The organism is Halomonas sp. GT, from assembly GCF_002082565.1.
Taxonomy (GTDB): Bacteria; Pseudomonadota; Gammaproteobacteria; order Pseudomonadales; family Halomonadaceae; genus Vreelandella.
This window is the reverse complement of record NZ_CP020562.1, coordinates 1,711,755-1,725,790: the sequence shown is the minus strand read 5'-3', so window position 1 is coordinate 1,725,790 and position 14,036 is coordinate 1,711,755. Positions and strand designations below refer to the sequence as shown.

15 protein-coding genes and 2 tRNA genes are annotated in these 14,036 nt (G+C 50.1%); 5 read left to right on the top strand and 12 right to left on the bottom strand.

Annotated elements, in window-relative coordinates; all coding sequences use genetic code 11:
* Window position 1: 1 nt before the first annotated feature.
* From moaC to B6A39_RS08025, 9 genes are all read right to left on the bottom strand, one after another.
* The gene (gene moaC / locus B6A39_RS08065) at window positions 2–796 is read right to left on the bottom strand and encodes a cyclic pyranopterin monophosphate synthase MoaC (protein WP_083003633.1); all 795 of its coding nucleotides are present in this window, start codon (window positions 794–796) and stop codon (window positions 2–4) included.
* Between the two features lie 57 nt (window positions 797–853).
* Window positions 854–1,405, bottom strand: a complete 552-nt coding sequence (gene mobB, locus B6A39_RS08060) for a molybdopterin-guanine dinucleotide biosynthesis protein B (protein WP_083003630.1) — start codon at window positions 1,403–1,405, stop codon at window positions 854–856.
* 41 nt (window positions 1,406–1,446) lie between these two features.
* Window positions 1,447–2,676 carry a uracil-xanthine permease family protein gene (locus B6A39_RS08055; RefSeq protein ID WP_083003628.1) on the bottom strand — a complete coding sequence of 410 codons (1,230 nt, stop codon included), beginning with the start codon at window positions 2,674–2,676 and terminating at the stop codon, window positions 1,447–1,449.
* A gap of 88 nt (window positions 2,677–2,764) precedes the next feature.
* A complete protein-coding gene (upp, locus tag B6A39_RS08050) occupies window positions 2,765–3,394 on the bottom strand; it encodes a uracil phosphoribosyltransferase (RefSeq protein WP_009723426.1) in 630 nt (209 codons plus the stop codon).
* Between the two features lie 97 nt (window positions 3,395–3,491).
* The gene (gene ung, locus B6A39_RS08045; protein ID WP_083003625.1) at window positions 3,492–4,175 is read right to left on the bottom strand and encodes a uracil-DNA glycosylase; all 684 of its coding nucleotides are present in this window, start codon (window positions 4,173–4,175) and stop codon (window positions 3,492–3,494) included.
* A 1-nt stretch (window position 4,176) separates the two neighbouring features.
* Window positions 4,177–4,656, bottom strand: a complete 480-nt coding sequence (gene gpt / locus B6A39_RS08040) for a xanthine phosphoribosyltransferase (protein WP_009723428.1) — start codon at window positions 4,654–4,656, stop codon at window positions 4,177–4,179.
* A gap of 8 nt (window positions 4,657–4,664) precedes the next feature.
* Entirely contained in the window at window positions 4,665–5,210 is a 546-nt protein-coding gene (locus tag B6A39_RS08035; protein ID WP_083003621.1) for an adenine phosphoribosyltransferase, read from the bottom strand.
* Window positions 5,211–5,245: 35 nt separating this feature from the next.
* Window positions 5,246–6,544, bottom strand: a complete 1,299-nt coding sequence (locus B6A39_RS08030) for an NCS2 family permease (protein WP_083003617.1) — start codon at window positions 6,542–6,544, stop codon at window positions 5,246–5,248.
* Window positions 6,545–6,742: 198 nt separating this feature from the next.
* The gene (locus tag B6A39_RS08025; RefSeq protein ID WP_039869192.1) at window positions 6,743–7,369 is read right to left on the bottom strand and encodes a riboflavin synthase; all 627 of its coding nucleotides are present in this window, start codon (window positions 7,367–7,369) and stop codon (window positions 6,743–6,745) included.
* A 459-nt stretch (window positions 7,370–7,828) separates the two neighbouring features.
* On the opposite strand from B6A39_RS08025, the gene B6A39_RS08020 reads away from it, so the two are divergent.
* The 4 genes from B6A39_RS08020 to B6A39_RS08005 all read left to right on the top strand — a co-directional run bounded on the left by B6A39_RS08020 (window position 7,829) and on the right by B6A39_RS08005 (window position 10,965).
* The gene (locus tag B6A39_RS08020) at window positions 7,829–8,872 is read left to right on the top strand and encodes a methionine ABC transporter ATP-binding protein (RefSeq protein WP_083003613.1); all 1,044 of its coding nucleotides are present in this window, start codon (window positions 7,829–7,831) and stop codon (window positions 8,870–8,872) included.
* Window positions 8,853–9,506, top strand: a complete 654-nt coding sequence (locus B6A39_RS08015) for a methionine ABC transporter permease (RefSeq protein WP_038483760.1) — start codon at window positions 8,853–8,855, stop codon at window positions 9,504–9,506. The genes B6A39_RS08020 and B6A39_RS08015 overlap by 20 nt, the downstream gene beginning before the upstream one ends.
* 114 nt (window positions 9,507–9,620) lie before the next feature.
* Window positions 9,621–10,412, top strand: coding sequence for a MetQ/NlpA family ABC transporter substrate-binding protein (locus B6A39_RS08010; RefSeq protein WP_083003610.1), 792 nt, complete (start codon window positions 9,621–9,623; stop codon window positions 10,410–10,412).
* A gap of 79 nt (window positions 10,413–10,491) precedes the next feature.
* Window positions 10,492–10,965: a GAF domain-containing protein gene (locus B6A39_RS08005; RefSeq protein ID WP_083003607.1), complete on the top strand. Its 474-nt coding sequence runs from the start codon at window positions 10,492–10,494 to the stop codon at window positions 10,963–10,965.
* Between the two features lie 76 nt (window positions 10,966–11,041).
* Here the strand turns inward: B6A39_RS08005 and B6A39_RS08000 are convergent.
* Together B6A39_RS08000 and B6A39_RS07995 are read right to left on the bottom strand one after the other, a co-directional pair.
* Window positions 11,042–11,118, bottom strand: a tRNA-Val gene (locus B6A39_RS08000).
* 28 nt (window positions 11,119–11,146) lie between these two features.
* Window positions 11,147–11,223 (bottom strand) — tRNA-Val (locus tag B6A39_RS07995).
* 182 nt (window positions 11,224–11,405) lie between these two features.
* Here B6A39_RS07995 and B6A39_RS07990 point away from each other — a divergent pair.
* Window positions 11,406–12,476 (top strand): endonuclease/exonuclease/phosphatase family protein, encoded by a 1,071-nt coding sequence (locus B6A39_RS07990; protein WP_083003604.1) that lies wholly within the window; start codon window positions 11,406–11,408, stop codon window positions 12,474–12,476.
* A 30-nt stretch (window positions 12,477–12,506) separates the two neighbouring features.
* Here the strand turns inward: B6A39_RS07990 and B6A39_RS07985 are convergent, their stop codons facing one another.
* Entirely contained in the window at window positions 12,507–13,883 is a 1,377-nt protein-coding gene (locus B6A39_RS07985) for a class II fumarate hydratase (RefSeq protein WP_083003600.1), read from the bottom strand.
* Window positions 13,884–14,036 lie beyond the last annotated feature (153 nt).

The following is a 14,036-nucleotide window of genomic DNA, read 5'->3' as shown; positions in this document are numbered from 1 at the left end:
ATCAACCTCCCGTCACTGGAGGAAAGAAGGCCACTTCATCCTCATCAGTAAGACGCGCATTGTCGTTTGCCATCACTTGGTTAATCGCACACAGCGTGCGCTGCTCTGACAACACGTTAAAGCGAGCATCCCTAGTACTTAACGCCGCTTTTAACCCCGCCACATCTCGGCTTGCAAGCTGATCAAGCCCAATGGCAAGGTCACTTTCTTCCACCCGCTCACGCAACTCAGCAAGAAATTTAACACGCACACAGGGGGATGCACATCGCTCACCTAAGCTGACTTCTCCCGCAACGCCACCGCCAGTCACAATGGGCTCTGGCACACCTCGTTGATAGTCGCCACGAACCCCTCCTCGCTTACTTTCCAGCTGAATAGCGTCAATGCGCATGTCTTTGTCCACCGCTTTACACATATCGTAAAGCGTTAGACAAGCCACCGACACGGCCGTCAGAGCTTCCATTTCCACCCCTGTCTGCCCATTAAGGCGGCACAGTGCAGAGACATGAACACAACCGTTAGCGTGATCAATATCGAAGTCCACTGAGACTTTTGAAAGCGCTAATGAATGGCACAACGGAATTAAGTCATGCGTACGCTTAGCCGCTTGAATACCCGCAATACGGGCGGTCGCCAGTACATCTCCCTTGGGCAACTCGCCATCACTCAACAGTTGCAACGTTTTAGGCTGCATAACGATACGCCCAGACGCAACCGCCTCACGGCGGGTCTCTCGCTTATCTCCGACATCGACCATATTGGCTTCGCCGTGTGTATTGAGGTGAGTTAGCTGCATATCGTTACCTTTTTAATCAAGCCACGGTGTTATAAAACTGCTGTTGAAGCTGCCAATTTAGATAGCCACAGCATTGGGTTGAGCACTCATCCATTCGATTACCCACTCAGTGATCGCTTCAACATTATTGAGGTCCAGCCGCTTAACTGACGGGCGAATTGATGGGGGGAACGGATCACTTGACGCTACCGCCTTTACCCAGTCGCCACTGACAATGGAAACATCTCCAATTCCTGCACGGTACAGGACTAGCTTAGGAATTGGCCACGCCTTAAAGCCTTCCACAATGACCAGATCTGGTGCCTGGGTAATCATCAGTGACAAGAGGTAATCAAGATCTGGTTCTTCTTGGCCAGGTGTCTCTTGCATCATGGCAAAACGCTCTCGGGATGCAATCAACATCGGTGCAGCGCCAGCTTGACGAAGTTTATAACTATCTTTTCCTGGCTGATCGACATCAAAGCTATGGTGAGCATGCTTTATTACGCCCACCCTGAGCCCCGCTTCACGCAGGCGAGGTAGAAGCTGCGCCAACAGGGTCGTCTTTCCGGTACCGCTCCAGGCGGCAATGCCTAGCACAGGAAATGGACTATCAATTACCTCTTCCATTAACGACTCCCAATGACCAACCGATGGTGATGATGCAAAGGCTATTCGTCCTCTTTTTCAGCGGGTAACAGCCAGTTTAGCGCAATGCCAACTAATGCCGCTAAGCTAACGCCCTGGAGAGTGAATTGACCACCTCCAAACTGCATTCCACCTATCCCAAATACTAGAATTAATGAAACCACCACGAGATTGCGCGCCGCGGTTAATGATTGACCTGCACGCACCAGCGTGTTCATACCCACCACCGCAATCGAACCAAACAGCAAGGTCATAATACCGCCCATCACAGGACCAGGAATAGTTTGTAGTAGCGCGCCCAGTTTACCCACAAAGGCCAGGACAATCGCAATCACCGCGGCGATGATCATGTACATGGGGTTGAATGCCTTGGTTAGCGTCACCGCACCGGTTACTTCTGAATAAGTAGTATTGGGAGGACCACCAAACAGCGCAGCCGCTATTGTCGCCAACCCATCGCCTAACAAGGTGCGATGCAGACCTGGCTTCTCTAAATAATTTTTACGTGTCACCGAGCCTATCGCCACCATGTCACCGATATGCTCAACCGCGGGAGCAATCGCGACAGGAATCATGAACAAAATAGCCGCCCAGTGAAAGCTCGGCGCGGTAAAGCTGGGCACTGACAGCCAAGCAGCGTCACGCACGGGGGTAAAATCAACAACCCCCATAACAAGCGCTAAGCCATACCCGACTGCAATGCCGCCCATAATCGGCACCAGACGTAAAATACCACGTCCGAAAACAGCCAGCATAAGCGTCACCAACAAACTGGCCATGGAAAGGAAGACCGCTTGACCATAACCAATGTTATCGCTTGTTTCTCCTGTTGCCATACTGACAGCGACTGGCGCCAACGCTAAACCAATCACCATAATAACTGGCCCGACCACGACTGGCGGTAACAGCTTGTGCAACCAAGCCGTGCCTTTAACACGCACTGCTTGAGAAATGGCAACGTACACCACCCCTGCTGCCATTAAGCCTCCTAGCGTGGCTGATACGCCAAAGCTTGCAATCGAGCCTTGAATTGGGGCAATGAACGCAAATGATGACGCCAAGAAAACCGGCACCGTCTGTTTGGTAATTCCGTGAAACACCAGCGTACCAATACCCGCGGTAAATAAAGCGACACTGGGGTCTAGCCCAGTCAACAATGGAACCAATATCAGTGCACCAAAGGCCACGAAGAGCATTTGTGCACCTGTCAGCAGCATTTTGGGCCAAGATTCATGACTTGCTGAATGTCTCATCTAAACGTTTCCAATGTTTTCGTTGTCGGTGGTTAGCCAAAAAAATGCCCCCAACGCGAAGCGTAAGGGGCATTGTTAGTCGGAGTGCTTAGCGCGTCCCGAAGATCTTATCGCCTGCATCTCCCAAACCAGGGACGATATAACCGTTCTCGTCTAGCCGGTCGTCAACGGATGCTGTGTAAATCTCAACATCTGGATACGCGTCCTGAACTCGCTTAATGCCCTCAGGGGCAGCTACCAGTACGATGACTTTCATATGTTCACAACCACGCTCACGTAACATATCTAGCGTCGCAACCATTGAGCCACCGGTCGCAAGCATAGGGTCAATGACAAGCGCCATGCGCTCTTCAATATCATTGGCGAACTTGGCGAAATAAGGCACTGGCTGAAGAGTCTCTTCATCCCGATAAAGACCCACTACACTGACGCGTGCGCTAGGAATTAGGTCAGTTACGCCCTCTAGCATGCCTAAACCGGCTCGCAGAATTGGCACAACCGTTACTTTTTTTCCTTTTAAGCGGCGCGTCGCGATAGGCTCGTTGTTCCAGCCTTGAATCTCATGATCCTCAAGCTCTAGCCCTTTTGTTGCTTCATAGGTCAGAAGCTTAGCCACTTCACCTGCTAGCTCTCGGAAGCTCTTGGTGCTCAAATCAGCTTCGCGCAGCAGTCCCAGCTTATGTTGAACAAGCGGATGATTAATGGCGTAAACACTCATGGGACTTCCTCGCGGCATGGGATTCAGGATGGCGACCTAGGTCGCATCGACAAGCTTACAAAATTGCGCGCCATTCTACCCGCAACTGACCAGTAGGTTAAGGGGTTTCCGGTAATTGCCACTCAATCGGAGAGCGCCCATGCTCAGTTAAAAACTGATTAGCCCGGGAAAAGTGGTGATTACCAAAAAAGCCTCGATGTGCAGAGAGTGGCGAAGGATGCGGGGATTCCAACACCAAATGGCGTGACTGATCAATCAGGACTTTTTTCTGGCGCGCATGACTGCCCCACAACAAGAAAACGCACGGTTCAGCATGCCGACTGACGGTATCAATCGCACAGTCGGTAAAGTGCTCCCACCCCTTACCACGATGAGAAGCGGCATTACCCTGTTCAACCGTTAATGCGGTGTTGAGCAGCAGCACCCCCTGTGTTGCCCAAGATTCCAAAAAGCCGTGACGCACGGGTGTAAACCCCACATCAGCAGCTAATTCTTTATAAATATTGATCAACGAGGGAGGCACTTGAATACTCGGCTGCACCGAAAAGCACAACCCATGAGCCTGGTTTGGGCCGTGATAAGGGTCTTGCCCTAGAATAACGACTTTCACAGAGGCCAAAGGCGTCAGCTCAAAAGCGCGAAACCAATGTGATGAGTGCGGGTAGATAACTTTCTTGGCTGATTTTTCTTGGGCCAAAAATGTTTTCAGGGCTGACATATAGTCAGCCTGAAACTCTTGCCCAAGCCATTGATTCCAATCGTCGGGTAGCGGGTTAGCCATATTACTTCTTCAGTTGATCCGCCAGCGGCTCAACATAAGCAATGCCCATATCCCAAGGGAATTGGATCCAACACTGCTGGGCCACTTCGGTAAGGTATTGGTCAACCAGAGGGCGCCCTTCTGGCTTGGCATACATTGTCACAAAATGCGCCTTAGGCAGCATTTCACGAACGGCTCGGGCGGTTTTACCGGTATCCACCAGATCATCAACCAAGAGCCAACCATCACCATCATGGTCAACGCCCTTCATGATGTCTAAACCGCCTTGGTCCATATGATCATAGCTTTTGATACAAACGGTATCGATCAAGCGAATATTGAGCTCACGGGCGATAAGCGCTGCAGGTATTAATCCACCACGGGTAATCGCGACGATCCCTTTGAAGTCTCGCTCAATTAGCTGATGACAAAGTTGACGCACATCGCGGTGCAGTTGATCCCAGGAAATGGTGAAGTGCTGATGATAGCGTTCGCTGCTCATAAGAGGCGTTACTCGTCTTCGGTGAATGAACATACCGCGAATACGCTATAACCAGCATCGCGAATTTTCTGGGAACCGCCTAGCTCAGGCAGATCAATAATAGTTGCGGTTTCCACCACGTGCCCACCAGAGCGTTGAATTAGATTCGCTGCTGCAAGCATAGTACCGCCAGTGGCAATTAGGTCATCCATCAGCAGGATACGGTCATTTTCCTGAAAAGCATCAGAATGAAGCTCAACTTCAGAGTGGCCGTACTCAAGCGTATAAGTCTCACTAATCGTCTTGAATGGCAGTTTTCCCTTCTTGCGAACGGGAACAAAACTGCAGCCTAACTCGTAAGCTAAGGGCGCACCGATAATGAAGCCACGGGCATCGATAGCCGCGATGGCATCTAAGTTCATTTCCTGGTAGCGATGCACAAAGCTATCAATCAGCTTACGAAAGGCAGCACTATTCTGCAGAAGCGGTGTGATATCACGAAAATTTACGCCCTGCTCTGGCCAGTCAGGAACCGTGCGAATAACGGACTTAATGTAGTCGCCGTAGATGCTCATCGCGTCTCTCATTGATTAAATGATAAAGCGGGTAATTAACCCAGGAAAAGAAATTTTGCTGCAAACAGTAGCGCCAGCGTTATGACGGCGGGGTTCAAATCGCTGAACCGTCCCGACAGCGCTTTGATCGCCACGTAGCTAATAAAACCAAGCGCAATTCCCTCGGCAATTGAGAAGGTCAGTGGCATAGCCAAGGCAGCGATTAGTACTGGCGCAGCATCAGTTGGGTCTTCCCAGTTTGCGTGGGCTAAGCTACCCGCCATTAAAACGGCCACGTAAAGCAGCGCCCCTGCTGTCGCATAGGCAGGAATAGAGCCTGCTAACGGCGCAAAGAAAAGGCTAATCAAAAACAGCAAACCGACGACAACCGCCGTTAGACCCGTACGACCACCAGAAGCGATACCTGCGGTTGATTCGATATAACTAGTCGTTGTCGAAGTACCCAATGCAGCACCCGCCATAGACGCAGTACTGTCTGCCATCATAGCGCGGCCAATGCGCGGCAGCTTGCCATTTTCATCCAACAGTTTGCCACGATGTGCCACACCTACTAACGTGCCTGAGGTATCAAACAGATCCACAAACAAGAAGGCAAAAATAACGCTTAGCATGGCCACATCCAGTGCGCCCATTAGATCCATTGCCATAAAGGTAGGCGCAATCGAAGGAGGCATCGACATAATACCGCCATACTGATTATGTCCGAACAGCATCGCAAGAATCGTGACACCCAAAATACCGATCATTACTGCACCGGTCACGCGCAGGTAGGAAAGCGCCGTAATAACAAAAAAGCCCAATAAGGCATAAAGTGCGGGTGGCTGAGATAGGTCACCAAGTGCCACATAGGTGGCTGGGTTAGCGACCACAATCCCGGCATTTTTAAGGGCTATCATCGCCAGAAACAAGCCAATACCCGCGGCAATGCCCAAGCGCAATGAGAGCGGGATAGAATTAATGATCCACTCGCGGATTTTAAAAATACTTAGCAGGAAAAATGTCAGGCCGGAGAAGAAGACAGCCCCCAATGCCGCCTCCCAGGTATAGCCCATTCCCAACACCACACCGTAGGTAAAGAAAGCATTCAGCCCCATACCCGGTGCTTGCGCAATTGGATAGTTTGCCCAAAGCCCCATGACAAAACATCCGATGGCAGCAGCGACACAGGTAGCAACAAATACTGCGCCGTAGTCCATTCCCGCTTCCGAGAGAATGCTCGGGTTGACGAAAATGATATAAGCCATCGTAAGAAACGTGGTGAACCCCGCGATCACCTCGGTCTTTACATTGGTCTTTTGCTCGGTGAGCTTGAAGTAATTGTCCAGAAGTTTCATGTCGTTTTTATCCTTCGCGCTTACGCTGAATGCGTCCCTTGATGCGAGAAAAGCCGCACATACTACCTAAAGGCTCTACGCGTTGCGAGTGCCCCGTGTGCCGCTAGCGTTGGTGGGAAGTCACCCACCTTCTATTATGAATAGCAAACTTCAGGCCATGAGCTAACCGATCGGTCAACGGTAAGACAAAAAACACGATTAAAGACGACTCGCTAACACGCGCTCAACTGTTTCAACAATCACTTGAGTTTGTGGATCAATTTCGATATTGACTCTGTCACCTAGTAACCGATCTTTTAAAACCGTGCGCGCCAACGTCTCCGGTATCAGATTGACACTGAACTCAACCCCGGCACCATCGCCCGCGGGTCTTACGTCACCTACCGTTAAGCTAATCCCATCAACACCAATGTACCCTTTCTCGAATACAAACTTAGCGACTTTCTCAGGCAGTGAAAACCAAAGCCGACGATTGTTAGGCGCCTCTTCTATCGCCACCACATTGGCCATACAGATAATGTGGCCAGACATGGAGTGCCCACCAATTTCATCACCAAAACGCGCCGCACGCTCTATGTTGACGCACTGACCTGGTGCAATTGCACCAAGATTTGTCAAACGCAATGTTTCACGCATCAGATCAAAACTGACATTCCCATCTTCTATCGCGGTTACCGTCAGGCAAACGCCATTATGGGCTACCGACGCACCAATAGTGAGCCCTTCGCGCAACGCTTCCGGCAATGCAACTACATGGGTGCGAAACTCTTCCAGCTCTTTAACAGCGACGACCTCAGCCACGCCTTGCACAATGCCAGTAAACATATTGCTACACCCTCTTTCTCAACGCATTAAAGTAAAAACAGATACTAAAATTTTGTGCAAGCTTACTACTAATACCCAGCCCTTGTGCAGCCAGAAGCCTTGATACAAACGTTGAAACGGTTTTTTCTGATAACAGGCGGCTGGATAATTACTCGGCAGAACTAAACACTAAAAAATAGCAATTACCCAGGAAACAAACCTAAATCGTCGCATTAAAAGATGAAATAGAACGGCACTAATTGACAAGACACCCACCACTCTTTAGACTTTCGCCGCAAATGTAATGACGCCGATTTGTACCCAGATTGCGGGCGTCTACTAAGCCAATGGCTTAGTGAAGTGCAGCTAAAAGGGTGTGTCCAGCGTTGATGGCCACCCACAAGGGTGGCCTTTTTTTATTTCCCGCCCTACGCTTGCTCCCTCGCACTCCGTCTTCGGCCTACCGTTAAGGCAGACGCTATGATTGAAATTAGCAACGTTAGTAAAACTTATGGCACTGGCAATAGTGCCGTTCATGCCCTAAAAGATGTCAATTTAACGATTCCTAAAGGTACTATTCACGGCGTTATTGGCCTTTCGGGCGCAGGTAAATCAACCCTCATCCGTTGCGTTAACCTGCTTGAACGACCAAGCACTGGAAGCGTATCCGTCGATGGCCAGGAAATGACCCGCCTCAGTCGCGGCGAATTAAACCGTGCCCGACACCGCATTGGAATGATTTTCCAGCATTTCAATCTGCTGACAACGCGTACTGTATTCGATAATGTGGCACTCCCCCTTGAATTAATGGGCGAAAGCCGCAGTGCTATAAAGGATCGCGTACTGCCGCTGCTTAAGCTGGTGGGCTTGTCCGACAAAGCCAAACAATACCCAGCCCAGCTTTCTGGTGGCCAAAAGCAGCGTGTCGCCATCGCCCGCGCATTGGCTAGCAAACCCAACGTATTACTATGCGATGAAGCCACTTCAGCACTAGACCCTCAAACCACCAGCTCGATTCTTGAGCTGTTGAGAGAAATTAATCAGCAGCTTGGCATTACCATTTTGTTGATCACTCACGAAATGGAAGTTGTGAAATCTATTTGCCACCGCGTAAGCCTCATCTCTGATGGTGAACTAGTAGAAGATGCTGAAGTTGGCGATTTCTTCACTGCGCCTATCACGCAGCTAGGTAGGGAATTCTTAAATGACTTTTTGCAGCTAAGCCCACCTAAAGAACTAATCGAGCGCTTAAGCGATACACCGAGCGAACATACTCACCCCGTCGTTCGGCTAACGTTTTCTGGTGATGCCGTTTCGACGCCCCTTATTTCACGCTTAGCGCGAGAGTGTAGCGTTGATGTCAGCATACTCCAGGCAAAGGTCGAATCCATTCAAGACCGCACGTTAGGGCTAATGATTGCTGAGCTGCTCGGCAGCCCCGCACAAACTCAGGAAGCAATGGCTTATTTAGAAGCACATAAACTACAGGTAGAGGTACTTGGTCATGTCCAGCGCAATGTTTGATCTTATTTTACAAGCCACGCTGGATACACTTTACATGGTGGCCATTTCAGGCGTGATCGCCACTCTGCTCGGCCTGCCACTTGGCGTCATGCTTTACGTGACTCGCCCTCGCCAGATATTAGCGATGCCTGCACTTAATCAAGTGCTAGGAATTGTTACCAATATTGGCCGCTCAATTCCATTCATCATTTTGATGGTGGCGATTATCCCGTTCACACGCATGCTAGTAGGCACCTCTATTGGCATTAATGCCGCCTCGGTACCGCTAACCATAGCAGCCATTCCATTTGTGGCTCGGCTAATCGAAGGTGCGCTTAACGAGATATCCCCGGGGCTTATTGAGTCTGCTCAATCAATGGGTGCAACGCCTTGGCAGATCATTACCAAGGTGCTGATTCCAGAGGCAAGGGGAGGCATTATCACAGGGTTGACGATTACGTTGGTGACGCTGGTCAGTTACTCTGCCATGGCGGGCGCCGTAGGTGGCGGTGGCCTTGGCGATTTAGGAATTCGCTATGGCTACAACCGCTTCAACCCCACCATTATGTTAATTACCGTCGTTATACTGGTGGTGATGGTTCAAGGTTTCCAAAGCCTGGGTGACTATTTAGTGCGCAAAAGTGATCGCAAGTGACGATAGTCTGCACCTTTTATCGGCATAGTCGAATATAACCAAAACGCATTAGAATTTTATTTCTTATTGCCGCATAATCACATCCAACCTTTACTGCGCCACAGGAGTGACAACATGCAAAAACTACTTATCGGCAGCCTGACTACCTTAGCCCTTGCGGTTAACGTTGCCAACGCAGAAACACGCACCATCAAAATGGGCACTGTGGCAGGCCCGGAAACCGAAGTTATGGAAGTGGCAGCGCGAATTGCCAAAGAAGAGCACGACCTAAACGTCGAGATTATTGAGTTCACTGACTACGTCACGCCGAACGCCGCTCTCGCCGATGGCAGCCTAGACGCAAACGCTTACCAGCACGAACCGTATCTACAAGCCATGGTTAATGACCGTGGGTATGATCTTGCCATTGCGGGCTACACTTTTGTTTACCCGATCGGTGCTTATTCTGAGAAGTACGACAGCATCGAAGAACTGCCCGATGGCGCTCAAATCGCACTGCCCAACGACCCGTCAAATGAAGGGCGTGCACTCATTCTGATGCACAACCAGGGTCTGATCACACTCAATGATCCGGACAACCTGGAAGCTACCCCCATCGACATCGCTGAAAATCCACGCGACTTCCGTTTCCGCGAAATTGAAGCTGCACAACTACCTCGTGTACTACCAGACGTCGACATGGCGTTCATTAACAATACGTTTGCTCAACCGGCTGGCTTGAGCCTGAGTGACGCGCTAATCAAGGAAGGTCCAGAATCCCCTTACGTTAACTTGATTGCGGTACGTGGCGGTGATGAAGATCGTGAAGAAATCCGTCAACTTGTTGACGCCTATCAGCGCGATGAAGTTATCGAAAAAGCAGAAGAACTGTTTAAAGGGGCAGCCGTACCCGGTTGGATCGAATAAGCAGTACGGTTTTCTCTATCGTTTTAATCAGGCCAGCCTTAGGGCTGGCCTGATGTGTTTAATTCTATAAGGAATTCGTATGTATAGTGTTGATTATGCGTTGCTTAATCGGCAGCTTGAAGCTCTGCTAGACACACGTGATTGGCTAACTAACAGCGCACAAACCTGCGCCTTTATTCAACACGCGCTAAGCGACGTCAACTGGGTAGGGTTCTATTTGCACCGCCAGCCCAACCAACTCAGCCTTGGCCCATTTCAGGGTAAACCCGCGTGCAATCCTATCCCCTTCAACAAAGGTGTTTGCGGGGCTGCTGCGCGACAACAAGCTACCCAACGGGTTGATGACGTTCACTCTATTGCTGATCATATCGCCTGCGATGCCGACTCCCGCTCAGAGCTCGTTGCTCCTATCGTGATCGACAGCCATCTCTGGGGAGTGCTTGACTTAGACAGCCCCCAGCACGCACGCTTTAGTCTGGAAGATCAGGCTGGCATTGAAGCACTGGTGGCTACGTTTATTCGCCAGACTGACCTCCCCCTCTTTATCGACTAGCTTTTTTTATCGACTAGCTTTATCGATTAGCCATAAAAAAAGCCCCATGCTAAGGAGCATGGGGCTTTTAAGTATCTGGTAGGACCAGGCGGATTTGAACCGCCGACCTCCACGATGTCAACGTGGCGCTCTAACCAACTGAGCTATGGTCCTAAATGTAGCTAATCATCTGCACGTAATATGGTAGGACCAGGCGGATTTGAACCGCCGACCTCCACGATGTCAACGTGGCGCTCTAACCAACTGAGCTATGGTCCTGCTGTGCAACGGATGCGTATTCTACGGCTTCATAGCTGAATTGCAAGTAGTTTTTAGCGCTTTGAAATGAGGCGAATGAACAAATTCTTCTCAATTGCAAAGTGAGATCGACACTTATCTCTTCTTAACGCTAAGCTAATCAGAGATTCACAACTATTCACGGTTGAACCAGGAGGTAAACCTTGCTCGGGCCTTTGCTAGGATGCATTGCCATCTCATTGTTACTCGCCACACTTATTGCCCGCGTGCCAATGCGCTGGTGGTGGGTACGCAGTTTTGAATTTCCCCGACTGCAAATTGCTGTACTCGCGTTAGTATGTGGCTTAGCAAGCCTTTGGTTATTAAACCCTGGGCAGTGGCGTGTTACCGCGATACTTGTCTCACTCGTTACGCTAGCGCTTCAACTGCGCTACATTTTGCCATGGACAAAGCTCTGGCCTGTGCAGGTAAAAGCCGCTCATAATGCCCCTAAAGACCAGATGATAACGCTGTTAATCGCCAATGTACTAACACCAAACCGTCAATCAAAAAAACTACTTGAGATGATATCCCACCACCAGCCCGACATGATTCTCACGCTAGAATCGGACCAATGGTGGCAAGAACAGCTTGACCCGGCATTAGATACACAGTGGCCTTATAGCGTTAAGATCCCCTTAGATAACCTTTATGGTATGCACCTATATTCGCGCCTAGCGCTGAAAGATACTGAGATTAAGTGGCTAATTCAGGACGACATACCTTCGATTCACACCCGGGTAGAACTCAAAAGCGGCCAGCATATTCGCTTATTTGCCGTTCATCCTAGACCCCCAGCCCCCAGTGAAAGCGAAAAATCTTTATGGCGTGACGCAGAACTTTTATGGATTGGAAAAGAAATACATCGAAACCCAAAGGCCACTATTGTCGCCGGTGATCTGAATGATGTTGCCTGGTCACGTACAACACGCCGTTTTTGTCGTATCGGTGGCATGCTAGATCCGCGTCGTGGTCGCGGCTTGTACAGCACCTTTCACGCTAATTACCCCATATTACGCTGGCCTCTCGACCATGCATTTGTAAGCGAGCACTTCACCCTCGTAAACATGCAGCGACTTGGGGCGTTTGGGTCTGACCACTTTCCTATATTAGCCACTTTTTGTTATCGACCTTCGCGCCAAGATGAACACGAAACACCCGACGCCAGTGCAGAAGAGCGGCAAGAGGCGAACGAAACCATTCAAAAGGGCAAAACGGAAACGCAAGAAACATAACCGCCTGCCCTCTTAACATCTCAAAAGAGGCTACTCAGGTATGCCTCCTTTCGTTAGTACAGCAGGGTCTAGCAAACGCTCGAGCGTTGAGCGATCTAGATCAGTTTCTTCCTCTGCTACGTCGATGATTGGTCGCCCAGCCTGATAGGCTTTTTTAGCCACCGCAGCGGCAGCGTTATAGCCAATCACGTTATTAAGAGCCGTGACTAAAATAGGATTCCGTGCAAGCGGTCCTTGTAAATTATCGTCACGCACTTTGAATGTGGCGATAGCACGCTCACCCAGCAAGGTGGCTGTGTTACTCATCAATTCAATAGAAGTGAGAAGATTCGAAGCTACTAGCGGCAGCATCACGTTGAGCTGAAAGTTTCCACTCTGCCCAGCCACCGTTACCGCGGCATCCAGGCCGATGACTTGCGCTGCCGCTTGAGCGGCCGACTCAGGAATCACAGGATTTACCTTACCCGGCATAATGGAACTGCCAGGCTGTAGTGCCTCAAGTTCAATCTCGCCCAACCCTGCCAAAGGTCCTGAATTCATCCATCGCAAATCGTTAGCTATCTTCATGACGACACAAGCGAATCCCTTTAACTGCCCCGATAGCTCTACGGCAGCATCCTGGGATGCCAAACTGGCAAAAAAGCTATCATTAGGCACAAAAGATAGGCCTGTTTGCTGACTTAAGTCGCTAGCCATTAGCTCAGCAAACCCTTCAGGTGCATTAATACCAGTGCCCACCGCCGTACCGCCTTGCGCTAACCGACACAGCCTTGTCATGGCGCTGTCAAAACGCTCAATAGCCTGCCCTACTTGGCTCGACCACGCACCTAGTTCTTGATCCATACGCAGCGGCATGGCATCCATCAGATGGGTACGACCTGTTTTAACAACGTGGGCCAGCTCACTCGCTCTACGATCAATCGTGGCCTGCAGCGTCACCAATGCGGGACGAAGCGTTTCATTAACAGCTATCGCTGCCGATACGTGAATGGCCGTTGGGATAACGTCGTTACTGGACTGCCCCATATTAACGTGATCATTTGGCGTTACTTCAACCCCTTCACGACTGGCAAGCGTCGCTATCACTTCATTGACGTTCATATTTGTCGACGTACCAGAGCCTGTCTGGAAAACATCGATTGGAAAATGCGCATCATGCTGACCGCCAATCACTGCCCGGGCAGCATTCTCAATCGCCTCTGCGCGGGACTTATCCAGCAACCCCAGCTTACAGTTACTTCGCGCAGCAGCGAGTTTTATCCGCGCGACAGCATGAATAAACGCTGTAGGCATTGGCGTATGCGAGACAGGAAAGTTGTTAATAGCACGCTGGGTTTGGGCGCCATAAAGTGCAGTGGCCGGTACATCAAGTTCGCCCATGCTATCCCGTTCAATACGTGTGTCCATCCTGGCACTCCTCTTATAAACGATTTAGCTAACACTGCTCAGATCACTAACATTACGTTTCTCAACGCTTATTTTAGTGATGACGGTTATCTATACACTTAAGCCTAGCGCCACCAACGCATTAGGTAAATCCGTGCGGATCATCGGCTACCA